At 58.5% G+C, this 23,505-nt stretch carries 14 protein-coding genes and 3 pseudogenes; 8 read left to right on the top strand and 9 right to left on the bottom strand.

Going from position 1 to position 23,505, the window contains the following annotated elements; all coding sequences use genetic code 11:
• Positions 1–9: 9 nt before the first annotated feature.
• The 4 genes and pseudogenes from RBB80_RS13350 to RBB80_RS13335 all read right to left on the bottom strand — a co-directional run bounded on the left by RBB80_RS13350 (position 10) and on the right by RBB80_RS13335 (position 6,332).
• Positions 10–4,517: pseudogene (locus RBB80_RS13350) on the bottom strand (DEAD/DEAH box helicase).
• Positions 4,518–4,567: 50 nt separating this feature from the next.
• Positions 4,568–5,149, bottom strand: a complete 582-nt coding sequence (locus tag RBB80_RS13345) for a KdsC family phosphatase (RefSeq protein ID WP_433968686.1) — start codon at positions 5,147–5,149, stop codon at positions 4,568–4,570.
• A 94-nt stretch (positions 5,150–5,243) separates the two neighbouring features.
• Complete coding sequence (locus RBB80_RS13340; RefSeq protein WP_433968685.1) at positions 5,244–5,912, bottom strand: hypothetical protein; 669 nt, start codon at positions 5,910–5,912, stop codon at positions 5,244–5,246.
• Positions 5,913–6,128: 216 nt separating this feature from the next.
• Positions 6,129–6,332, bottom strand: a complete 204-nt coding sequence (locus RBB80_RS13335) for a cold-shock protein (protein WP_020712649.1) — start codon at positions 6,330–6,332, stop codon at positions 6,129–6,131.
• Positions 6,333–7,013: 681 nt separating this feature from the next.
• On the opposite strand from RBB80_RS13335, the gene RBB80_RS13330 reads away from it, so the two are divergent.
• From RBB80_RS13330 to RBB80_RS13320, 3 genes are read left to right on the top strand one after another with little or no spacing between them, the layout of a single operon-like run.
• Positions 7,014–8,372, top strand: a complete 1,359-nt coding sequence (locus tag RBB80_RS13330; RefSeq protein ID WP_433968683.1) for a sugar porter family MFS transporter — start codon at positions 7,014–7,016, stop codon at positions 8,370–8,372.
• A 4-nt stretch (positions 8,373–8,376) separates the two neighbouring features.
• Positions 8,377–8,745: a hypothetical protein gene (locus RBB80_RS13325; protein ID WP_433968682.1), complete on the top strand. Its 369-nt coding sequence runs from the start codon at positions 8,377–8,379 to the stop codon at positions 8,743–8,745.
• Between the two features lie 55 nt (positions 8,746–8,800).
• Positions 8,801–9,766: a sugar phosphate isomerase/epimerase family protein gene (locus tag RBB80_RS13320; RefSeq protein WP_433968681.1), complete on the top strand. Its 966-nt coding sequence runs from the start codon at positions 8,801–8,803 to the stop codon at positions 9,764–9,766.
• 196 nt (positions 9,767–9,962) lie between these two features.
• Here RBB80_RS13320 and RBB80_RS13315 read toward each other — a convergent pair whose 3' ends face one another.
• The 4 genes from RBB80_RS13315 to RBB80_RS13300 form a co-directional block, all read right to left on the bottom strand.
• The gene (locus tag RBB80_RS13315) at positions 9,963–11,210 is read right to left on the bottom strand and encodes an MFS transporter (RefSeq protein ID WP_433969659.1); all 1,248 of its coding nucleotides are present in this window, start codon (positions 11,208–11,210) and stop codon (positions 9,963–9,965) included.
• 66 nt (positions 11,211–11,276) lie between these two features.
• Positions 11,277–13,130, bottom strand: a complete 1,854-nt coding sequence (locus tag RBB80_RS13310; protein WP_433968680.1) for a c-type cytochrome — start codon at positions 13,128–13,130, stop codon at positions 11,277–11,279.
• A complete protein-coding gene (locus RBB80_RS13305) occupies positions 13,127–13,705 on the bottom strand; it encodes a hypothetical protein (RefSeq protein ID WP_433968678.1) in 579 nt (192 codons plus the stop codon). The genes RBB80_RS13310 and RBB80_RS13305 overlap by 4 nt, the downstream gene beginning before the upstream one ends.
• Positions 13,706–13,912: 207 nt before the next feature.
• Positions 13,913–15,304, bottom strand: coding sequence for a multicopper oxidase family protein (locus RBB80_RS13300; protein WP_433968676.1), 1,392 nt, complete (start codon positions 15,302–15,304; stop codon positions 13,913–13,915).
• Between the two features lie 246 nt (positions 15,305–15,550).
• On the opposite strand from RBB80_RS13300, the gene RBB80_RS13295 reads away from it, so the two are divergent.
• Positions 15,551–16,981, top strand: coding sequence for a M20/M25/M40 family metallo-hydrolase (locus RBB80_RS13295; RefSeq protein WP_433968674.1), 1,431 nt, complete (start codon positions 15,551–15,553; stop codon positions 16,979–16,981).
• A gap of 21 nt (positions 16,982–17,002) precedes the next feature.
• On the opposite strand, the gene RBB80_RS13290 is transcribed toward RBB80_RS13295, so the two are convergent.
• Positions 17,003–17,485: an Lrp/AsnC family transcriptional regulator gene (locus RBB80_RS13290; protein WP_433968672.1), complete on the bottom strand. Its 483-nt coding sequence runs from the start codon at positions 17,483–17,485 to the stop codon at positions 17,003–17,005.
• Between the two features lie 306 nt (positions 17,486–17,791).
• Here RBB80_RS13290 and hutH point away from each other — a divergent pair.
• The 4 genes and pseudogenes from hutH (at position 17,792) to RBB80_RS13270 (ending at position 23,495) form a co-directional block, all read left to right on the top strand.
• Positions 17,792–19,203 (top strand): annotated as a pseudogene (gene hutH, locus RBB80_RS13285) (histidine ammonia-lyase).
• Positions 19,200–20,878: pseudogene (hutU, locus tag RBB80_RS13280) on the top strand (urocanate hydratase). Before hutH ends, hutU begins: the two co-directional pseudogenes overlap by 4 nt.
• The gene (gene hutI, locus RBB80_RS13275) at positions 20,875–22,098 is read left to right on the top strand and encodes an imidazolonepropionase (RefSeq protein ID WP_433968671.1); all 1,224 of its coding nucleotides are present in this window, start codon (positions 20,875–20,877) and stop codon (positions 22,096–22,098) included. The pseudogene hutU and the gene hutI overlap by 4 nt, the downstream one beginning before the upstream one ends.
• Positions 22,095–23,495 (top strand): formimidoylglutamate deiminase, encoded by a 1,401-nt coding sequence (locus RBB80_RS13270; RefSeq protein WP_433968669.1) that lies wholly within the window; start codon positions 22,095–22,097, stop codon positions 23,493–23,495. Before hutI ends, RBB80_RS13270 begins: the two co-directional genes overlap by 4 nt.
• Positions 23,496–23,505 lie beyond the last annotated feature (10 nt).

Raw genomic sequence — 23,505 nt, 5'->3', positions numbered from 1 at the left:
GCTGCTGACTCAGAGCAAAGGAGAGAGGGGATAGCCGGGCGGCACATAGGGTGGGACGCCTATGACGAGGTCGACAATCCCGTGATCACAAGTTTCCGAGTGGAGCCTGCCATTGGAATAAAGGACTTGTCTTCCGGGAACAGCGGGAACACGATCCCCTGGGATGACGACGCCGGCGAGGTTCATCGGGTCGGCGGCGGCTACGGCGATGATCGCGCTGCACTCGCGAGTGCGGGAGGTGCGGATGGATTCGACAGCCTCTGGGAGTGCGTATTGCTCGCCGCCAAAGCCGGACAGGAACCGGCCGCCGCGGATCTCACCGCGAGCTTCGAGACGACGAAGGATATTGAGAAGATCTCGCCATCTGGGAGCGTTGGATTCGCCGAGAAGAAGATCCCGGAATAGAACGCCGTAACGATTCAGAAGCTGGCGGGCAGAGGATTCCAGAGCGGCTTCGGTGCGGTGAGCCTGTTCGATCGCTGTGGGCGCGGCGTGGAGCTCTGCGTTGAGCAGCGACCATCTGCCTGCCGAACTGCGTGCAGTGCGCTTGGTTGAGCTTTCGGTGGTGATGGATTTACGGCGGGGATCCATGCAGGCACGGAGCTGGTCGAAGCCGTCTGCGGCCGCGAGGCCTGCGGTGGCGAGTTCCCACAGAGCCTGCTGGGTTTGCTGTCGAGTGAGGTTAGCGATGCGCTGGATATCGTTGGCGAAGCAGGCACCGCGTTGCTGGAGAAGAGTTCGAAGTTGCAGAGCCGCGGGGCTGAGGGCCGCGGCGAGCTTGTCCTCTTGAACGCACTGTTGTGCAAGAGCGTGAGGGAGCCAGTCCGCGGTCTCGCGAAGAAAGAAGGTGATTGGTGCGGCGTTGGTGGGGATGACCCGCCGCGGGGAGGTTCCGTCTCCTGCAGACCATGCTGGATGAGGCGAGATTCGGCCCCAGCCTACTGCTCCAGAGAGACAGAGGGCGTCGAGCCAGCGGGGGTCGTAGTTGGCAACGCGAGAGGGAAGGAGGGTGCGCTCCCACTCGACGGCAGGGGCTTCAAAGCCCTCAAGCTGGCGAAGAGCCTGGAAGACGCCCTCTTCGCCAGAGAGCTGCGTTTGCGGGGCCAGATGCTGCCAGGTAAGGAGCCATCGCATGTAGACCGCGGGCGTAACTGGTTCGACCTGCTTGCGGAGAGTTGCCACGGTTCGGCGGTGGATACGTTGGAGAATGCGGCGCTCGCACCACTCGATATCGTGGTCTTCTGTTTTTGCGGGATACTCGAAAGCACCACGCATTAGCAGGCCTTGCATCTCCATTGTGAGGAAGGCCTGGAAGATGGCGGCAGGGTCGAGGTGGAGCGTGCTTGCGAAGGCGTTGGCTGTAGTGGGGCCGAGAATTTGTAACCATCCTCGAACTAATTTCTGGATGGATTCTTTTTGTGTAACTGGTTTGGTCCCATTTTGCTCCGAGGCGGAGATTTGTTCCGCCTCACACGAAATGCGGGGGTCTCTCCACTCCACAGCAGACGATGAAGCCGTCTGCGGCTCCGGTCGAGATGACGCATACTGGGGAAGTCGAGATTCGTCTCGGAGCGGATTCAGGGCAGCGATGTGGGGGAGGCGTTCGGTGGCGACCCAGCAGGGCGTTCCGCTTAGGTCGAGGGTTTGGGCGCGGCCTCTTTGTGTTAGGCGTTCGTAGAAGACGGGCCAGTGGCGAGATTGTTCGCGGTCGATGACCGTGAGCGGGAGGGCGATGAGGGAGTGGAGGAGGTCGTGGAGCTCGTTTTCGTCGCGAATATCGGGCCATATCTCTTTGCGAATGGCTGCGATGGCGGCGGGGTCCAGCTTGCCGGGTTCGTCTGGGAGGTTTCGGCCGAGTGAGGTAGCGCGGGCGCGGCGCTCTTCGAGACCGGCTTCGTCGAGGTAAGCGTAGGGATTGGCGTTGAGGAGTTCGTGGGCGAACTGAGAGGGGGTGGGCGTGTCAACGGCCAGGCAACGGATTGTGCCTTCCTTTATTCCGCGAAGAACTTCGATAAGCCCCTCAAGGTCCATCGCTTCCTGGAGGACGTCCTGCATGACCTCGTTTACGAGCGGGTGGTTGGGAATCTGGATATCGCCAACGATCGTCTCGAAGCAGGCGGCAGCCTGTGGGAAGACGGAGGCCATGAGATCTTCCGAACGCGTGCGTTGGATCTGGGGGCGATGCGTTTGCCTTTTGAGAAGCGGAGAAGCTGCAGGCTGCGGCCAGCGGCCCAACGCCAGCGATTTTTGAAGATGGGGGAAGCGATGGAGGCTTGCTCCAGAAGTTCCTTCGCTGTGTGTTCGGTGAGGAACTGAAAGACATCGCCGAGGGGGAAGCTGTGTTGCTCGGCGAGGGAGATATTGATGCCGTTGTCTGTGGCCGCGGCTTGCAGCTCGAAGTTGAAGCCCCGGCAGAAGCGTTTGCGCAGGGCCAGCCCCCAGGCTTTGTTGATGCGGCCACCGAAGGGAGCGTGCAGGATGAGCTGCATGCCGCCGCCGTCATCGAAGAACCGCTCGGCGATGATGGTGGTTTTCGAGGGGACCGCTCCAAGGGCGGCGCGGCCGGTGACGATGTAGGCGACGAGCTGCTGGGCACCACTGGCGCAGACGCCGCACTCCTGCATGAGCCAGGCGGATGCGGCGGCGACTTCGGGTTGTGCGGGAGAGAGGTAGCCAGGGGTTAGGTTGGAAGTGAGGGCGGAGATTTGTTCGCGAAGCTCGCCTATGCCGTCGGAGAGGATAGGGGTCCGCTGCGGGGCCTCGCCTTCCCAGAACGGCAGGCTGGGAGGTGCGCCGTGTGCGTCTTCGACGAGGACGCGGCCGGTGGCCTCAACGCGCTGAATGCGCCAGCTTGAGGTGCCGAGTAGAACTACGTCGCCAGGGCTGGAGTCGACGGCGAAGTGCTCATCCAAGGTCGCGATCTGGACACCTTCGGGCTGGAGGATGACGCTGTAGAGAGCCGTGTCGGGGATGGCGCCGCCGTTAGAGATAGCGATCATGCGGGCACCGCGGCGAGGGTGGAGATGATGTTGAACGCCGTCGCGGAGGATGTAGGCGCCGTAACGGCCTCGAGTGGATTCAATGCCCTCGGTCAGGAGGATGAGGAGGTTGTCGAAGGCTTGTCGTGTGAGGTTGCGGTACGGATAGGCGCGGCGGAGTGTGTTGTATAGGGCGTCTTCCTCCCAGGGCTCCGCTCCGCAGGCTGCGACGATCTGCTGCATGAGGACGTCGGCAGGCTGAGGAGGAATTTGTAACTGATCCAGTTCGCCAGAGCGCATCTTTCTGACGAGAGCGGATTGTTCGAGGAGATCGTCACGCGTGGTGGCGAAGAGGCGGCCTTTCGGGATGGCTCCGCGCCAGTGGCCAGCGCGCCCTACACGCTGCATGGCGACGGCGATTGATCGAGTGGTACTGATCTGGCAGACCAGGTCGATGTCGCCGATGTCGATGCCGAGCTCCAGAGATGCAGTGGCTACCAGAATTTTGATTTCGCCGTTCTTGAGACGCTGCTCGGCGTCGAGCCGGAGGGTGCGGGAGAGCGAGCCGTGGTGTGCTGCGACGTGCTCTGGGCCAAGACGAGTGGCGAGCTCAAAGGCGATCTTTTCGACGAGGCGGCGGGTGTTGACGAAGACCAGGGTTGAGCGGTGATTTTGAGCGTGGGCGGCGAGTTTGTCGAAGATCTCTTCCCACATGCCGTTGTTGGTTACGGAGCCGAGTTCGTCGCTGGGAACCTCGATCGCGATGTCGAGTTCGCGGCGCTGACCTACTTGCACGATAGTGGCGGGTTTGCGGTCTTCGTGGATGCCGGTGAGAAAGCTGGCGACAAGTTCTATCGGATTCTGCGTGGCTGAGAGACCGATTCTTTGAGGTGGCGTGGCGAGGCCAGTCAGGAATTGGCCGGGGCTGAGGCGGTTTTCCCCCGTAACGAGAGCGTCGAGGCGTTCGAGCGACAGAGCCAGGTGGGCGCCGCGTTTGTCATCGGCTACCGCGTGAATTTCGTCGACGATGACTGTTTGAACGCGACGCAAGTGTTCCCTGCTTTTGCCGGCGGTGAGGAGGATGTAGAGAGATTCGGGAGTAGTGACGAGAATGTGAGGCGGATTGCGGAGCATGGCAGCGCGTTCTCTTGGAAGCGTGTCGCCTGTCCGGACGCCGGTGCGGATTTCGGGACAAAGATACCCGCGCTGCATTGCCAGTTGTTGAATCTCGGCGAGTGGACCGTCGAGATTTTTCTGAATGTCGTTGGATAGGGCCTTGAGAGGGCTGATGTAGAGAACCTGCGTGCAGGGCGCCAGCTGGCCTGAGATCGATTGCCGGAGAAGCTGATCGATACAGACTAAGAACGCCGCGAGGGTCTTGCCTGAGCCGGTGGGAGCTGAGATGAGGGTTGCATTTCCCTCGAGAATGCCAGGCCAACCATAGGTCTGAGGCTCGGTGGGGCTGCCGAATTTAGAGAGAAACCACTCGGCCGTGATGGGATGTGCCCAAGAGAGCGATGGAGGGATTTCCAGCGACATTCGCTGATTGTAGCGCGGTTCTATTCGTTCTTTATTCGCCCCTTTGTTATCTACATATTGCCGGTGCCGACATCGGAGGCAGAAGCTGCGGTGCTCGATTCATCGAGGTACTGCTCAATCACTTTTTCAAGAGTTCCCTGAGCCGAGAGGATGAAGTCAATGGCGTCGCGGCCGCCTCCAAACCCGCCGGGATTCGGGGTAACGAAGTGAGCCGCGGATTTCACCTGCTGACGAGCATTGGCGGTGGCGATGGCGAGGCCGCACCGGCGCATGACCGGAAGGTCAACGATGTCGTCGCCAACATAGGCAAGCTGCTCGAGTGTGCAGCCGGTCTTCTCGAGGATTTCGTTGATCGCGTTCATCTTGTGGGACTGGCCTTGGTAGACAAACTCCAGCTTAAGGTCACGGGCGCGAATGGCTACGGTCTGAGATTGGCGTTTGGTGATGATTCCGATGCGGAGGCCGCCGAGACGGCCAAGGGAGATTCCGAGCCCGTCGTGGGCAGCAAAGCCTTTTGCTTCGATTCCGTGGCCTTCTGAGTTTGGAATGACGAAGATCTGTCCGTCTGTTAAGACTCCATCTACGTCGAAGATAAGAACCTTGATATTTTTCGCTCGGTCGTCGGCGGTCATGGCTTGATGATAGCTTGACAGTCCACGATCGAGTTAGACACAGACATGCTGGCCAGTTGTTCGTGGGATTCAGCAGGGTCGGTCAGCCTCCGGCTTATTTCATGTTGTAGGGAAATTCGAATACTAGACCGGCGATTGGCAGAACGATATTTACAAGTTGCTCGTGTTTGACACGCTCGAAGTAGACGCGGCCACTAGCAACTTCGTTAGGAGACAAGGACGTTGCCTCGAGAGGATGTTCGCTAGCTTGGTCAGCCGCTCTATTTTTTGCTTCAGCGTCGAATTGGCCGGTGTTCGGATTTTGTGATGAGACGACATCCGAGCCGGTCAATGCGGCAAACTGTCGGGGGAGCAAAGAGGAACCAAGCTGAGGGGCTGGGGAAGAGGAAGGTTGTGGGGTGGGGGCCGGAGGAAGATTCTTCACGTCATTAGGAGAGACGTACAGCAATACCTTGGGCTTTGGGGTGATAACCTCAACGCGAAAATCTTCCGGAGTCACATTCTGGGGCAGGACGGTGTTGTTGGCGATGCTGACGTCAGCACGGGTGTAGGGACCCTCTTGAGAGATGGAGACCATGACCGTGAAGCGCGGGGAGTTGATCACCTTATAGTTACGACCGTGAAGCTTCTTGCTGACACAGTTTGCATTGGGCTGACAGGTGATTACGTTATCGGGAAGGATAGTCTGGGGGACGCTGGCGGCGAAGGTTACGGTTGAAGGGATGAGGGTGAAGAGGAGGGAGATTTGGTGCATTCGAGTCATGGGGAGACCTCCTGCTGGATCGCAGTGGAGGTAACTTAGCAGTTACCAATGAGGTACAGAATCACTCGATAGTTGTATGGCTTACGGCGGGGGTGGAGGGTGAAATGCGTAGGGTTGCAAGGGACGACAGGCGTCCATTGCAACCCTTGTGTAGCTTTTGTTGGGCGCGGGGCTGCTCTGTCTGGTTTTGCAGCTGGCCGCGAGAGATGGTGGGACTTAGGCGGGCTGGATGTTTGCAGCCTGCTTGCCCTTGGGGCCAGTGGTGATGTCAAACGTTACGCGCTGGCCTTCCTGGAGGGACTTGAAGCCGCTGGAGTTAATTGCAGAGTAATGCGCGAAGAGATCCTCTCCACCGTCTTCCGGGGTGATGAAGCCAAAACCTTTTGCGTCGTTGAACCATTTCACTGTTCCGTTTGCCATGATGCGTCCTACTTTCATAAGGCGATATTTCGCCATTAGTTATAAGGGTAGCAGGATGTGAGCGAATTTCAATCAATAAGGTTACAGGTTTCTTCGGGAAGGAGGCTGAAGTGGGTCTCCGACGGTCAATGTGTGGGCTTTCATGACATTTCTCTTGGCGGTTGCAGGGACTCCAGAGACGGGTGTGACTTTGCCAACGGTCTCCACTGGACTTGCGGCTTGGTGGCAGTTTTCGAATTTTTCTGGCTCCTCATCGAGTGATCACTACCCTCCCCTTAGGGGTATTTTGGGAGTAAGTCTAAGGGATGCAATGGTTTAGCGGCATGGTAGGTCGCTAAAATATTGCATCCATGGGAGTTAGGTACAAAATACTTGTTTTGTTGGAGTTAGCGGTACGTGCGGTGAGTTCTCCGTGTTACGGAGCGATGGTATGGCGTGGTGTTTTGCTGGCCTTTCATGGTGAGTTTGCGGTCTGTTGTGGACGTTTAAATGCCAAGGGCTGCGGCAGCTTTTCGCTGCGGCAGCCAGTGGTTTCGATCTCTACCTTAATTGTAGCGATTTGGACATAACTCATACGCCAACTTTGGCGAAGATTTGTTTGGTTATTTTTGGGTCATGAAATTTGGCTGGTCAAGACTTGGTCGATTTTGGGCTCCAGCGGCTAGGATAGGCATTGCCCTTATGACGACTTCAAAGACCAGTTCCGTTCTTCTTCTGGCCAAGAGTGCTGTTACCGGCGCGCTTGGCGGCCTGCTGTTTGGCTTCGACACGGCTGTGATCGCAGGAATTACCCATGCACTGACGGACAAGTATCAACTGTCTCCGGCGAATCTTGGCTTCACGGTTTCGATCGCGCTGTGGGGCACGGTGATAGGGGCGATGGGCAGTGGCGCGCTGGGCCAAAAGCTGGGCAGCCGTAAGGCGCTGCGATGGATGGCGGTGCTGTATGTGATCTCGGCGCTTGGGTGCGCGCTGGCGGGTAGTTGGACCATCTTTTTGTTCTTCCGGTTTCTTGGCGGGTTGGGGATTGGCGGCTCTTCGGTGCTGGGGCCGGTTTATATTGCCGAGCTTTCGCCGGCTAAGTGGCGTGGGCGGATGGTGGGGCTGTTTCAGATCAACGTGGTGGTTGGAATTCTGCTGGCGTATATGTCGAATGCGATTGTGGCTCACTTTGCGCTCGGTGCGATTCAGTGGAGGGTGCAGATTGGAGTGGCGTTTGTTCCAGCGCTGCTCTTCCTGATTATGTTGCTGAGTGTGCCGCAGAGTTCGCGCTGGCTGATTACGCAGAACCGGATTGCCGAGGCTACGCTAACGCTGCAGCAGATGGGATCGCCTGATTCTGAAGCCGAGGTGCAGGAGATTATCGAGTCGATTCGTCAGGAGAGGCTGGAGTCGGCTACGAAGTTATTCTCTCCGCAGAACAGACTGCCGATCTTTCTTGCGATTTCGATTGGGATGTTCAATCAACTGACGGGGATCAATGCGATTCTTTACTACCTGAACGATATCTTTGCGAGTGCCGGGTTCAGCCAAGTATCGAGCGATCTGCAGGCGGTGGCGATTGGTGCGATGAACCTGGTGGCGACGCTGGCGGGAGTTTCGCTGATCGATAAGGTTGGGCGGAAGAAGCTGCTGCTTATTGGGGCCGTGGGTTGTGGCGTGTGCCTTCTGGCAGCGGCAATGATCTTCCAGACTCAGTCGCATCAGCAGTTTCTGCTGGTGGTGTTGATTGCTTATATTGTTTTCTTCGCGTTCTCGCAGGGTGCGGTGATTTGGGTTTATATCAGCGAGGTGTTTCCGACGAGCGTTCGCTCGAAGGGGCAAAGCCTTGGTTCGTCGGCGCATTGGATTACGAATGCTTTGATTGCGAGCATCTTTCCGGTGCTGGCACGTTACTCGAAGTCGATTCCGTTTTTCTTCTTTGCGGTGATGATGGTGGTGCAGTTTTTTGTGGTGCTGTTTGTGTATCCGGAGACGAAGGGGTTTACGCTGGAGTCGATGCAGAAGCATTTGCATGAGAAGGTGAAGCCTGCGGTTTGAGTTAATGAGTACAACCGCAGATCCCCTTCAATATGACAACCAGAGAGGCAACAACAACGGCAAAAGCAAAAACAAATGCGGGGTCTCTCCACTACGTCGCGCGATGAAGCTGCGCGACTTCGGTCGAGATGACGATTCATGGGGAATTGACGGAAGGTTGCTGGGTAGAACAGGCAACAGCAACGGCAACGGCAACTGCAACAGCAACGGCAACTGCAACGACAACGGCAACTGCAACTGCAACTGCAACTGCAACGACAACGACAACGACAACGACAACGACAACTGCAACAGCAACAGCAACAGCAAAGGCGAAATACGGGGTCTCTCCACTACGTCGCGCGATGAGACTGCGCGACTGCGGTCGAGATGACGTTTTATCGGGTACTGCAAAACGTTTGTGACCTTTTGGGTTAAGGAGAGTTTCGATGCGGTTAGGGTTGTTTACGCCGATATTCAATGGGTTGACGCTGGATGCGCTGCTGGTGGAGTTGAAGAAGTATCCACAGATTGAGGCACTGGAGATTGGGACTGGTGGATGGCCGGGGAGCAGCCATCTCGATCTGGATGGTTTGCTTGCGAGTAAAGAGGCGGCGCGGACGTATCGGTCGAAGTTGGAGGACGCGGGGCTTTCGATCAGCGCGCTGTCGTGCCACGGGAATCCGGTGCATCCGAAGAAGGAGATTGCTGAGCGCGACGATCAGCTACTGAGGAAGACGGTGCGGCTGGCGGAGCAGATTAATGTTCCTGTAGTAGTTACATTTTCTGGATGCCCGGGTGGGTCGGCGCAGGATGTGACGCCGAACTGGATTACGGCGGCTTGGCCTCCTGAGTTTTCGGACGCGCTGGCCTGGCAGTGGGAGGAGCGGCTGATTCCCTACTGGAAGGGTGCTGCTCAGTTTGCGAAGAATGCTGGAGTGAAGGTGGCGCTGGAGGCTCATCCGGGGTTTTGCGTGTACAACCCGGAGACTGTTTTGAAGCTGCGTGGGGCTGTGGGGGATTCGGTTGGAATCAATTTGGATCCGAGCCATCTTTGGTGGCAGGGGATCGATATTCCTGCGGCGATTGCTGCGCTGGGGGATGCGATCTTTCACTTTCATGCGAAAGATGTCGCGATAAATTCCGCGATGCGCGACGTGAATGGCGTGCTGGATACGAAGAGTTATCGTGAGATGGCGAAGAGGTCGTGGTTGTTTCGTTCGGTGGGGTGGGGGCATGGTGAGTTGGAGTGGAAGCGGATTGCTTCTGCGCTGCGGCTGGTGGGGTATGACTATGTGATGAGTATCGAACATGAGGATGCTCTAGCTTCTACGCATGAGGGGCTTTCGTCGGCGATTGGGATGCTTTCGCGTGTGCTGCTGAAGGAGCCTCCTGTGGAGGCTTGGTGGGCTTAGAGGCGCGTGTCCTGCCGGACGGGCCCACTACGCGTGGGGCGGGCGTTCGCACGCCTTTTTAGAGCTTCGCGTGGTCCTCCCGTTGGTCGGAATCATCTTTCTTGGCGACCAACGGGAGCGCCGAGCGAAGCGGTATACACGTCACCAAGTGACCGCACCACGCGCAGTGGGCCCGTCCGGCAGGACATTTTTCTGGCTAGAGAGGCGCTTCGATGGGGGTTGCGCCTGCGCTTTCAGCTGCTGTGACCGGTGCGTTTTCCTTGTCGGTGAAGGTAACTAAGAAGAGCACGAGGACTGCCGCTGATGCGGAGGCGGCGACGATCCAGATGGAAGGCCACGAGTGAACCGTTGCCCCGGTTGCGGAGGTTGTTGTGTATCGCTCTACGATTGCGCCTGAGAGCCAGGAGCCTACGAACATGCCCGCGCCGTAGGTGATGAAGGTAATGAGGCCCTGTGCGGCGGCACGTAATGCCGCTGATGCTTTGCGGTCGATGTAGATCTGACCGGTGACGAAGAAGAAGTCGTAGCAGATGCCATGGAGGAGAATGCCAAGCCAGAACATCCAGACTTTGCTGTCGGCGTTGCCGAAAGCGAAGAGGAGATAGCGGAGGACCCAGGCCGACATGCCGGCGACGAGCATGTATTTGACGCCGAGGCGACGGAAGAACCAGGGGATGAGGAGCATGCAGAAGAGCTCGGACATCTGGCCGCCGGTCATCTTGCCTGCGGCGTTGTGGACGCCTGACTCGTTGAGGAAGAGGTTGGTGAAGGCGTAGTAGAACTGCAGCGGGATGCAGATCAGGAAAGATGCGATGGCGAAGACGGCCATGGATCGTTCGCGGAGGAGGGCGATGGCTTCGCGGGGGAAGATGCTGGAGAGGGAGAAGCGGCCTTCGCGGGCGAGTGGTGGTGTGTCGGGGAGGGTGAGGCAGTAGAGGGCCATCAGGATCGAGAGGGCGGCGGCGAGTTGCAGGGGGCGGGAGGTGGCTTCGAGGCGAAGGGTGCCTACGAGGAGGCCGGCGGTGATCCAGCCAGCGGTGCCGAGGACGCGGATGGGGCCGAACTCCAGCTTGGGGTCGGACATTTGACGGAAGGCCAGCGAGTTGGTGAGGGCGAGGGTCGGCATGAAGCAGAGGCAGTAGAGGAGAAGCAGTGGGTAGATGGCGCTGAAGACGATTTGTTGCGAGGCGAGGAAGAGGAGGATGCCGCCGAGGAGATGGAGTCCGGCGAGGACGCGCTGGGTGGCGAAGAGTTTGTCGGCGATGAGGCCGACGAAGAAGGGAGCGATCATGGCGCCGACGGCGGTGGTGCCGGCGGCGAGGCCGATTTGTTGGCCGGTGAAGTGCAGAGAAGAGGCGAGCCAGGTGCCGACGGTGACGTACCAGGCTCCCCAGATGAAGTACTCGAGGAACATCATTGCGCCGAGTCGTACTCTGATCTGCATGTTCACGTTGGTGGCTTCCCTTCTTTGCTGCTTTTCTTGTTGTGAGTGATTCTATGGCACGAAATTTTATGGCAGGGCGAAGGCGACGTAGGCTGCTCCCTGTGGGCCTTTGGGGTTGCGCGCGTTGCTGGTGGCGATGACGACGTACTGGCGGCCGTCGACCATATAGGTGGCGGGGGTGGCGTTGCCGGCGTAGGGCAGGTCGCCTTGCCAGAGGAGCGCGCCGGTGCGGCTGTCGAAGGCGCGGATGGTGTGGTCGAAGTTGGTGGCGGCGATGAAGACGATGCCGCTGGCGGTGACGATGAGGCCGCCGTAGTTTTCGGTGCCGGTGTCTTTGAGGCCTTTGGCGGCTAATTCGGGATAGTTGCCGAGGGGGATCTTCCAAAGGTAGCGGCCAGTGTTGAGGTCGATGGCGTTGAGGGTGCCCCAGGGTGGCTGGACGGCGGGGTAGCCGTCGGGGTCGAGGAACTTGCGGTAGCCGGTGAAGCGGTACTTGGCGAGGCCTCCGGGTGGGGCTAGGGCGGATTCGACTTCCTTCTTAGAGGAGTTGTTGGAGGTGACGGCGGCTTCGATCATGGGCGAGGCGCTGTCGCCGAGGAAGCGGAGGAGGGCGGTAGTGTCGGCGTCGGAGAGCTTGTGGAAGGAGGGCATGCGGCCCTTGCCGTTGTGGACGTTGGCGAGGATCTGCTGGTCGGTGAGGCGGAGGCGGACGCCGAGGAGGCCGGGGTAGTTGGAGGGTGCGCCGAGGAGGTCATCGCCGTGGCAGATGGCGCAGTTTTTGTCGTAGATCTTGGCGCCGGCGATCTCGTTGCGGTTGGCGGATTTGGGTGCGGTGGTTGCGGCTCCGCCAGTGTCGCCGGTTTTTAGATATTCGAGGACGGCGGTGAGGCGGGCGGCTTCGACGTTGGGGAAGGAGGGCATGCGGCCCTTGCCGTTGTGGATGATCTCGGTGACCTGGGCGTCGGAGAGACGCTTTTGTTCGTCGATGAGTGAGGGGAAGGCGGGGGGATTGCCTTTGCGGTCGCCTCCGTGGCAGATGGAGCATTGGCTTTGGTAGACGTTGGAGCCGAGGCTGCCGCCTTGCTTGTTTTCGGTGAGGCCGCCGGTCCAGACGATGTCGTTCGCGTTGATGTAGATGACGCCGGTTTTTGTGTCTACTGCTGAGCCACCCCATTCGGCGCCGCCGTCGAAGCCGGGGAAGACGACGGTTTGCTTGTCGACGGTGAAGGGGACGAAGATGCCGTTGCTGATGAAGGATTTGAACTGCTCGGTTGCCCAGGCGTGAGCTTCGGGGGTGCGGGTGGTCAGCATGTCGGCGGTGAGGAGTTGGCGGGCGTAGGGCGCTGGGATGGATGGGATGGGCTGGGTGGGCGAGGCTTTTTCGCCGGGGGTGGTGGTGGCGGGGAAGGCGTGCTCTTCGATGGGGAAGAGCGGCTTGCCGTTGGTGCGGTCGAAGAGGAAGAGATAACCCTGTTTCGTGGTCTGGGCTATGGCGTCGACTTGTTTGCCGTGCGAGCGGACGGTGACGAGAGATGGAGGCGAGGGGAAGTCGCGGTCCCAGATGTCGTGGTGGACGCCTTGAAAGTGCCAGAGGCGTTGGCCGGTGTTGGCGTCGAGTGCGAGGAGGGTATTGGCGTAGAGGTCGTCGCCGATGCGGTCGAAGCCGTAGAAGTCGTTGACGGCGGAGCCGGTGGGGACGTAGACGATGCCGCGCTTTTCGTCGAGGGCCATGCCGGCCCAGTTGTTGGCGGAGCCGGTGACCTTCCATGCGTCTTTGGGCCAGGTCTCGTAGCCGGGCTCGCCGGGAAGAGGGATGGTGTGGAAGATCCAGCGGAGCTTACCGGTGTGGACGTCGTAGGCGCGGATGTCGCCGTGCAGGGCAGGCTCGGTCTCGGGCGCGCGGAACCCGAGGATGATCATATCTTTGTAGATAAGGCCGGGAGTGGTGAGGGCTGCGAAGGATTGAGTGACGTCTTTTTCGTTGAGATCTTTACGCAGGTCGATCTTGCCTCCGTCTCCGAAGGAGGAGATGAGTTTTCCGGTTGCCGGATCGATTGCGTAGAGGTTGCTGAGGAGGCCAGCGAAGAGGATGCTTTGGGTTCCGTCGGTCCAATAGCTGAGCCCTCGTGTGGGTTGGAGGCCGGGGGTGCCGGTGCTGAAGGTCCAGAGATTTTTCCAGTGGCGGCGTCGAGTGCGATGACTTTTTGTGTGGGGGTGAAGCCGAAGAGCACTCGGCCAACGATGAGCGGATTGGTCTGGAGACCGCCGGGCTCGTTGGTGTCGAAGGTCCACGCTACTTTTAGCTTGTGGACGTTGGTGCGGTCTATCTGACGCAGGGGCGAGTAGTGATCGTCTGCGCTTTGACCGCCGTAGACTGGCCAGTCGGTGTTAGCTGCGGTATGCCGTTTTGCCGCGCCAGCTGCGGCGAGGACGTGTGCCTGGTTTCCGAGAATCGACGAGGCCACGATGAGAACGAGTGGAACGCGGAAGAGCATACCTGTGATTACTCTGCGTGTTCCCGACTGAGAAGCTGTCCAAAAACTCATAGAGGACGGGACGTGAGAGTGAGCAAGGCAACGGCAAAGGCGAATACGGGGGTCTCTCCACTCCGCCGTGCGATAAGGCCGCCCGGCTGCGGTCGAGATGACAATTCTTCTCAAATTTTTGGACATGTCCTTCGCGTTTTTCAGTAATCCCATGGGCTAGTCCGTGTACTTGATGATTTGCATGAAGCCGTAGTCCATGTGGAGTTGCTGATGGCAGTGCAGGAGTGAGTCGCCTGGGTTGTCTGCGACGAAGTCTACGGCAACGGTTTGCAGCGGCATGACGTTGACGGTGTCCTTGATAAGTCCGCTGAGGTGTTGATCTTCGATTCTGGTGACTTCAAAGCTGTGCCGGTGCAAGTGGATGGGATGCTGGTCGCCGCTGGCGTTGCGAAAGAGCATGCGGTAGCGTTTGCCGTGCTTGACCATCAATGGTTTGACGGTGGGCCATGCATCCCCGTTGATGGTCCAGGTGTCGAACTTCGAACCGTTGAGAGCACCGGCATCGCGGAAGGTGAGAGTGAAGGTTTCTTCCGGCTCTGATGCGGCGTCTCCGCCGGCGAAGCGGGTGTAGTCCCATTCGGCAGGTTGTGGGTCGCGCCAGACGGGTTCGCCGGATTTTCCGGAGTACTCGACGACGACTCCAAGGCCGATATCGCGGCTCTCCTTGAGGGTTGAACCAAGAATCCAGACCCCTGGGGTGTTCATCTCGACGATGGCATCGATGCGTTCTGCGACGGCGAGGGAGAGGACTTCGACGGAGTATGGATTGGGGACAGGATTTCCATCCATGGCGATGACTTTGAACGTATGGCCGGGAAGAGCGAGAACTACATTTTCGGTCGCGCTTCCGTTGAGGAGACGGAAGAGAACGCGCTCTCCTTGCTTGACGCGGATAGGCTCACCTGCGCCGAGCATGTGCGCATTGATGGTGGCGTGATCGTAGCCTACGTCGGAGCCGGTGGTCTGTGGCATGTTTTGCGATTCGGCGCGCATGGTTTCGACCATCGGGACGAAGTGAGGGCCCCAATGACGGATTGCGAGGTTGATCTCCTTGTCGTGGCGTCCGGGATCGGGTGCGCCGTCGATGAGTAGAAAACCGAACTGGCCGGTGTAGGCTGCGAGGGAGAGATCGCCCATGGCCATGGCATGGGTGTGATACCAGCGGGTGCCGGACGGGTTGGGAGTGAGGTGGTAGCGCAACGTTGCTCCGGGAGCGATCAACGGAGAGCCTTCTTCCACTGCACCGTCGTTCAAGGGATCGGTGGTGAGGCCGTGCCAATGGACGAGGTCTGAATTCTTCGAAGCGTTCGTGACATCGATCGTCACTGGTTTGCCCTTTTTCAAACGGAGCAGCGGACCCGGGATCTGACTGTTGTAGGCGACGGTGTTGATCTGGACGCCGTGACCGATGTCCAGAGTGCAAGGCTCGATTCGCAGACGCAGATCCGCGTGGGATTCGTGTCCGGAGGCTGCCATTCCCCAACTGTTCGGGATGGCTGCGTGTGCCAGTGCGGTACCTGTTGCGACTAGAAACTTTCTCCGGTTCATCAGAACTCGCTTGGCGATCGGAATAATTCTTACGGTGTCTTAGAGTAATAAGCGTTTGGTGGCAGCGTTGTCTAGAAGGTCGGCGCCTGCTGTGCCCTGGGAGTACTCTCTGATGGAATCTTCCCAACTGTTTTGTAGTGTGGATACGACGACTCTGGTTGCAAGAATTTTGAGGGTTGGGGTTCGGGACGGCGTTCGTGCGAATATAAGTCCATATCTTCCACTTTGACGCACAAGGATAGCTGCATGAGATCGATTGCCGCTTGTTTGATTTCTGTTGTTTTGACGCCTGCGCTTTTTGCTCAGTCCAACCCGTTGCCGGATGTCGATAAGACGCTCGCCCGGGAGATCTTTCAGCAGTTGATTGAGACGAACACGAGCGACTCGGTTGGCAGCACGACCGCCGCGGCGGATGCGATGCGGAGGCGGCTGCTCGACGCTGGCTTTGCGGAGTCGGACGTGGTGGTGTTGGGACCGAATGACAGAAAGGGCAATATGGTGGCGCGATATCGCGGACGCCCTGGTGCGACGCTGAAACCGGTTCTGATCATCGGTCATATTGATGTCGTCGAGGCGAAGCGCTCGGACTGGACTACCGATCCGTTTCAGTTTGTCGAAAAGAATGGTTATTTTTACGGCCGTGGAACGCAGGATATGAAGGACAGCGACGCTGCAGTGGTCGAGAGCTTCATCCGTATGCGACGTGAGGGCTTTGTTCCTGATCGCGACATCATTCTTGCTTTGACCGCCGATGAAGAGGGTGGGAAGTCGAATGGAGTGGATTGGCTGTTGAAGAATCATCGCGATCTGGTTGATAGTGCATTTGCGCTAAATCCGGATGCGGGCGGGCCAGAGTTGGAGAAGGGCAGAGCTGTGAGCATGGGAGTGGAGGCGACCGAGAAGCTCTATGCTGACTACCGCGTGACCGCGACGAATCCGGGAGGACACAGTTCCCTGCCCCGGCCTGACAACGCGATCTACCATGTTGCCGATGCGCTGGGGCGATTGGAGAAGACCACGTTTCCGCTGGAGACGAATGAAGTGACGCGCGTCTATTTTGCCAGCAGTGCGAAGACGGAGAAGGGACAGCTGGCGGAGGATCTCAAGGCTGTGTCGGGGCCTGTGCCGGACGCGGCTGCTGCGCAGCGGTTGTCGAAGGACATGATCTACAACTCGCTGCTGCATACGACCTGCGTTGCGACGATGATGTCTGCTGGTCATGCGCCCAATGCGCTGCCGGGGAGCTCGGTCGCGAACGTGAACTGCCGCATCTTTCCCGGCCATTCGCAGGAAGAGATTCGCCAGGAGCTGATTCGCATCTTTGCCGATCCGACGCTGACGGTGCAGTATGTCACGAACTCTGGCGAGGTGCTGGAGAAGGGGTCGGATCGTAAGTCGATGGCTCCGCCGCCGCTGGAGCCGGTGGTGTTTAAGCCGCTTGATGCGACTGTGAAGTTGATGTGGCCCGGGATACCGGTGATCGCTGAGATGGAGACTGGGGCGTCCGACAGTATTTACACGATGGATGCGGGGATTCCGAGCTATGGGTTCTCGGGTATGGGTGTGGATCGGGATGATGACCGTGCGCATGGCCGCGATGAACGCATTCGCGTTGTCGATTTCTATAGCGGAGTCGAGTTTGAGTATTTGTATCTGAAAGCACTTACTTCGCAATAGACTTTCCGCGTGAGTTCATCTCTATTTTTTCTGGGGCGCGGGGAAGCCTGCGTGCCTGAGCAGCCATGCCTCCTGTTGCCGATAGACGGGAGTCGAGAGGACCATGCTGGTTGTGGGCATTCCATAGGGGAGCAGGCGTTCGATGAGGGGCTCCAGCTGATCGATGGAGGAGAGTCGGACCTTGATGAGGAAGGCTTCTCCTCCGGTGATGTGATGGCACTCCTGTACGGCGTCGATGGTGGGGAGGAACTTGAGGAAGGGACGGTAGTGGGTGTTGTCGCAAGTGAGCCGGATGAAGGCGATGACCGAGTAGCCAAAGGCTTTTTCGTCAAGCATGGCGCGGTATCCGAGGATGACTTTGGCGCTCTCCAGTTGATGGATTCGCTCGGCTACGGCGGAGGGCGAAAGACCTACCTTGCGGCCAAGCTCTGCGTAGGAAGTTCGGGCGTCTTCGGCAAGCATACGCACGATGTTGTAGTCGATGGGATCCAGATCATGAGCCATGGATATCCGCCTCTCCGCTTTTGAAATTCAACGTTAGAATCTGTCGTATCTCTGACGCTTTACTGCCAGTGTATCGTGCGCTGAACGAGCCCTATTTGATTGATTCACTTCTTTCTTATTGTTTCTTCCAATGTTTCCTGTGAGTATTTGGCCATTTTTCGCTGACTTTGCATGGCCTAGCTGAACTTACTCTTCTATGCTGCTTAGTATGGTTGAACTTACTGGAAGATCGTTGACTATTGATGAGGTTGTTCGAGTCGCCCGGGGGCGGAATCCGCTTTGATCGCGGGGACGGCTCTGGACGGTATGAAGATTTCACGCGGCAAGGTGGAGGAAGCACTTCAGAGCCAGACTGCGGTCTATGCGTTGAACACGGGCGTGGGGCTGCTGGCGAATGTTCGGCTTGAAGCCGATGGGATTGAGCAGATGCAGTTGAACCTGGTGCGCTCGCATTGCTGCGGAGTGGGAGAGCCGTTGCCCGAGGATGTGGTGCGGGCGATGATGCTGATCAGAGCAAATATTCTTGCGATGGGCTTGTCCGGGATTCGGCCCGTGGTTGCGGAGCGTTTGTGCGACCTGCTGAATTATGGCATCACTCCGGTTGTGCCGATGCGTGGAAGCGTTGGTGCGAGCGGAGATCTGGCGCCGCTTGCGCATATGGCGCTGGTGCTGATTGGTGAAGGCGAGGCTTTTTTGCTGGAGAGCGGCGCCCGGCGGCGGAGTGCCTGCAACGAGTCGGACTGGAGTCGTTGAAGCTTCAGGCGAAGGAGGGGATCTCGCTGCTTAACGGAACGCAGGCGATGCTGGCGATTGGATGCTTGCAGCTGCATGACCTTGACGAGTTGTTTCAGTCGGCACAGATCGCCGCGGCGCTAACGCTGCAAGCTTTGCGAGGCACGGCGGCGGCGTATGACGAGAGGCTTCATGCGGCACGTCCCCATCCAGGGCAGGTTCATAGCGCGGCGGCTCTACGCGAGTTGCTTGAGGGGTCTACGCGACATCGTTCGAGTACGAGTGTTCAGGATGCTTATTGCCTGCGCTGCGTTCCGCAGGTTCATGGGGCGGTGTGGGACTCGCTGCGTCAGGCGGAGAGGGTGTTCGCGATTGAGTTGAACAGCGCGACGGATAATCCTTTGCTGTTCGAGGATGATTTCGTCTCGGGTGGAAATTTTCATGGAGCGCCACTGGCACTGGTACTGGATCAGCTTGCGATTGCTCTCTGCCAGTTGGCGGGCATCTCTGAACGGCGAACGGAGAGGCTGATGAACCCGAGTTTGAACGAGGGGCTTCCCGCGTTTCTGGCTACGAAGCCGGGGATCGAGTCGGGACTGATGATGGCGCAGGTGACCTCTGCCGCGCTGGTCGCCGAGATGCGGGTTCTGGCTACGCCGGCTTCGGCGTGCTCGATCCCGACGAGTGGGAATCAGGAAGACTTTGTGAGCATGGGGATGACTGCTGCGCTGAAGTTGATGCAGTCTGTAACGCACTGCCGGATGGTGTTGGCGATTGAATGGCTCACGGCGACGCGTGCGCTGGATCTTCGCGGTGATCGATCCGTGTCTCCAATGCTGGACGCAGCTCGCGGGGCGTTTCGAGTCGTGTGTCCAGGGTGGGAGGGAGATACCGTGTTGTCGGGAATTATGGCTGCGGCGGATGGATTTCTCACGAAGACCGATTGGACGTCAACAATGAACACGCGAGAGGTTGTTCACGCATGAGCGCTTACACCCCCATTCGTGCACCGCGCGGAGACACACGCACTGCGCAGGGCTGGATCCAGGAAGCTGCCAAACGCATGTTGATGAACAACCTCGATCCGGAGGTGGCTGAGAAGCCGGAGGAGTTGATCGTCTATGGAGGGCGCGGGAAGGCGGCTCGCAACTGGGAGGCCTACCACACGTTGGTTCACACGCTCGATCGTCTAAAGAACCATGAGACTATGCTGGTGCAGTCGGGAAAGGCTGTCGCGGTGCTGGAGACGCATCCGATGGCTCCGCGCGTGCTGATTGCGAATTCGAACCTGGTGCCACATTGGGCTAACTGGGACGAGTTCGACAAGCTGGATCGTGCGGGTTTGATGATGTATGGGCAGATGACTGCGGGGTCGTGGATCTACATCGGGACGCAGGGGATCCTTCAAGGGACCTACGAGACCTTTCTAGGAGCAGCGCAGAAGTACTTCAATGGTTCGTTGAAGGGGACGATCACGGTGACTGCCGGACTGGGGGGCATGGGGGCGCGCAGCCGCTCGCGGTGAAACTTGCAGGAGGCGTGAGCATTTGTATTGAGGTGGACGAGAGCCGGATTCAGCGTCGCATTGCTACGCGATATCTGGATGAGGTGGCGACGTCGCTGGAAGATGCGATTGCGCGGGCAACGGCGGCTCGCAAAGAGGGTCGCGCGGTTTCGATAGGTTTGCTTGGGAATGCAGCGGCTATCTTGCCGCAGGTTGTGCGATCTGGTTTTGTGCCTGACATTGTTACAGATCAAACGAGCGCTCATGACCCACTCTACGGCTACTGGCCGGTCGCCAAGGAAGATGAAGACTTGACCGCGCAGCGCAGTCGGGAACCGGAGCGATATCTTGAGCGTGTGCGCGCCGATATCGCTCAGCATGTTCAGGCAATTCTGGAGCTGCAGCGCCGGGGCGCCGTATGTTTTGACTACGGCAACAATCTGCGAGCGCAGGCAAAGATTGCCGGGGTAAACGACGCATTCGACTACCCGGGATTCGTTCCTGCGTTTATTCGTGATTCTTTTTGCGAAGGGCGGGGACCGTTCCGATGGGTTGCACTCTCGGGTGATCCGGCTGATATTGCGGCCACCGATGCGGCGCTGCTCAAACTTTTTCCTGATGATGCACGCTTGAATCAGTGGCTTCCCTGGGCAGGAGAGCACGTCGCGTATCAGGGATTGCCTGCGCGAATTTGCTGGTTAGGCTATAGGGAACGCGACAAGGCCGGCCTGCTCTTCAATCAAATGGTGCGAGACGGGCGCCTGAGGGCTCCGATTGTGATTGGTCGTGACCATCTGGATGCTGGGTCGGTCGCGAGTCCGTATCGTGAGACCGAGGCTATGCTCGACGGCTCGGATGCGGTTTCCGATTGGGCGTTGCTAAACTTTGCTACAGGGATCGCGAGCGGAGCGGGGTGGATGAGCTTCCATCATGGGGGTGGTGTCGGTATGGGATACAGTCAGCATGCCGGGTTGGTCGCTGTGGCAGACGGCAGCGAGGAGGCCGATCAGCGGTTGCGACTCTGTCTTACGAACGATCCAGCGATGGGCGTGATTCGCCATGCCGATGCGGGGTATGAGAAGGCACACAGAGTCGCGGCTGAGCGTGGCCTTGATATGCCGAGCGTCCAGACCACAGATTCTGCCGGGGCGAAATGAGCGAGTTGCTTCTCACCGGAATCTCCCAGTTGGTTACTCCGTTTGGGCAAGGAGCGAAGCGCGGGGCGGCGATGGGGCAACTGCGGATCGTTCAACGGGCGCGAGTTGCTATCGATTCGGGTGTGATTTCCTGGATTGGACCGGAGCATGAGTGGCGCGGTGATGCCGAATCGGTGATTGATCTGAACGGTCGCGCAGTCGTTCCTGGACTTATCGATCCTCATACCCATGCGGTGTGGGCAGGTGATCGTCTCATCGACTTTGAAGCGCGAAGTGCAGGGGCGACCTACGAAGAGATTCTTGCGGCAGGCGGCGGGATCTGGCATACGATTCGTGAGACCGCTGCTAAAAGCATCGAGGAGATGGCGGAGCTTGCATTGCCTCGAATTCAAGCTCTCCAACGTTCTGGCGCTACGACAATTGAAGTGAAGTCTGGTTATGGGTACACCCTCGAAGCAGAGTTACGAATGCTGGAGGCTATCCGCTTATTGCAGCAGCGGACACAGAGTCGCTTGATACCCACGTTGCTGGTACACATCTGCCCTGACGGGTTTGCCGAACGGCAAGCTTATCGCGAGATGGTTTGCAGCGAGCTGATACTAGAGGTTGCAAGGCGTGGTCTTGCTTCCGCAGTGGACATCTTTGTTGAGCGTCATGCCTGGAGCGCGGAGGACGCGAGGATCGTGCTCGCTTGCGCGCAGGCAGCTGGTTTGAGCATCAAACTGCACACCGAACAGTTTCAGCAAGTCGGCGGCCTTGAGGTTGGAGTGGCGATGGGAGCCCTGAGTATCGATCATCTTGAGGCCTGCTCGCTTGAACAGTGTGAGTTGGTTGCGAGGTCGAAGACGATTGCAACGATCCTGCCGGGGGTGAGTCTTCACTTAGGCCTTCCCGCTGCACCGGGTCGTGCGCTGATCGATGCCGGAGCTGCGGTGGCCATCGGAACCGACCTGAATCCTGGTTCCAGTCCGCTGTTCTCCGCATCTGCTGCAATGGCTCTGGCGGTACGGCTGAATGGATTGACCGCACCTGAGGCGTTGACCGCGTCCACTGCGAATGCTGCGGCGGCGCTTGGCCTGTTGAATGTTGGACGGCTGGAGGTTGGAATGCATGCAGATTTACTTGTTCTTGAGAGTTCAGACTGGCGGGACCTGCCTTACACGCTTGGGCAAAATATGGTGCGCGAGGTCTGGGTCGCCGGACGAAAGCAGGCTGCATGAGCATGTCTTACCGGCCGGATCTTGTTTATGTTGATGGACGCTTTCGCAGTGGTTATGAACTTGTAACGGACGCCGGAACGATCGTCTCCATTGGGCCAGTGAAGGCGGAGGATGCTGGGGGCGAGGGCGTTTCCGGTGTTCGCCGTTTGCCCGGTCGTGCTCTGTTGCCGGGAATGATTGATATTCATTCGCACTCTTTCCAACGTGCGCTACGTGGCAAGGCGGAGTCGAGACGCAGGAGTGGGCCTGATTTCTGGTCGTGGCGCAACATCATGTATCGCTGTGCGCTTGCGCTGAGGCCGGAGGAGATCTACGACGTCGCCCGCATGGCGTTTCTTGAGATGACGCTTGCGGGCATCACTACAGTTGGGGAGTTTCATTATCTCCATCGCACGCCCGCGGGCGAGGCCTATGCTGATCCGAATTTCCTGGCGAAACAGGTGATTCGCGCTGCAGAAAGTGTTGGCATAAGAATCGTGTTGCTTCGCTGTGCCTATGTTCGTGCAGGCTTCGAGCTTCCGCCGGATTCTGGCCAGATCCGTTTTATCGAACCGGATGTGGAGCGGTTTTTGGGTGATTCGGAGACGTTGCGGAATGAGATTGCAGCGATGGCTTCGAGCGTTAGCTTCGGGCTTGCTCCGCATAGTGTTCGCGCTGTGCCACGTGATTACCTCAAAGCGATTTCGTGCTGGGCGCAAACGCATGGTATGCCTCTGCATATGCACGTTGCGGAACAGCCTGCGGAGATTGAGGCTTGCGTTGCTGAATATGGAGCGACTCCTTTTGAGTTTCTCGATGAGCTTGGGCTGATGACGCCAGACTTTACCGCGATCCATGCGATCCATCTGCAGGCTGGCGAGATGGAGCGGATGGGGCGTGGAAAGATTACGGTGGGGGCTTGTCCTACGACGGAGCGAAATCTCGGCGACGGGATTCTTGATGCGGATGCTTTGATTGATGCGGGCGTGTCGATTGCCTTTGGAACTGATAGTCACACTCAGACAGATGCGCTTGAAAATGCCCGGGAGCTGGAATCTAATTTGCGTCTGCGGCACTTGCAACGGGCGGTTCTCGACGGGCGGCAGGGTGAGTCTTTGCCTGTTTTGCTCTTCGATTTTGCGACACGTGCTGGTGCGCGGTCGCTGCAGGTCGTGGCTGGTTCGCTGGAGGTTGGAAAGGCCGCCGATTTCTTCACGGTCGATCTCTCCGAGGCTTCGATTGCGGGGAGTCTGCCCGATGAGTTGCTGACGAATATTGTCTTTAGCATGTCTCCGAGAGCGATCCGGGATGTTGCCGTCGATGGTCGGGTCATCGTGGCCGATGGGCGTCATGCGATGCAGGATGAGATTGTAGAGGCTTTTCGCAGCTTGCAGATGCGGCTCGGGACAGAGCTATGATTCGTCCGCA

The organism is Tunturiibacter gelidiferens (assembly GCF_051013345.1).
Classification (GTDB): Bacteria; Acidobacteriota; Terriglobia; order Terriglobales; family Acidobacteriaceae; genus Edaphobacter; species Edaphobacter gelidiferens_A.
This window is presented reverse-complemented; position numbering and strand designations above follow the sequence as displayed.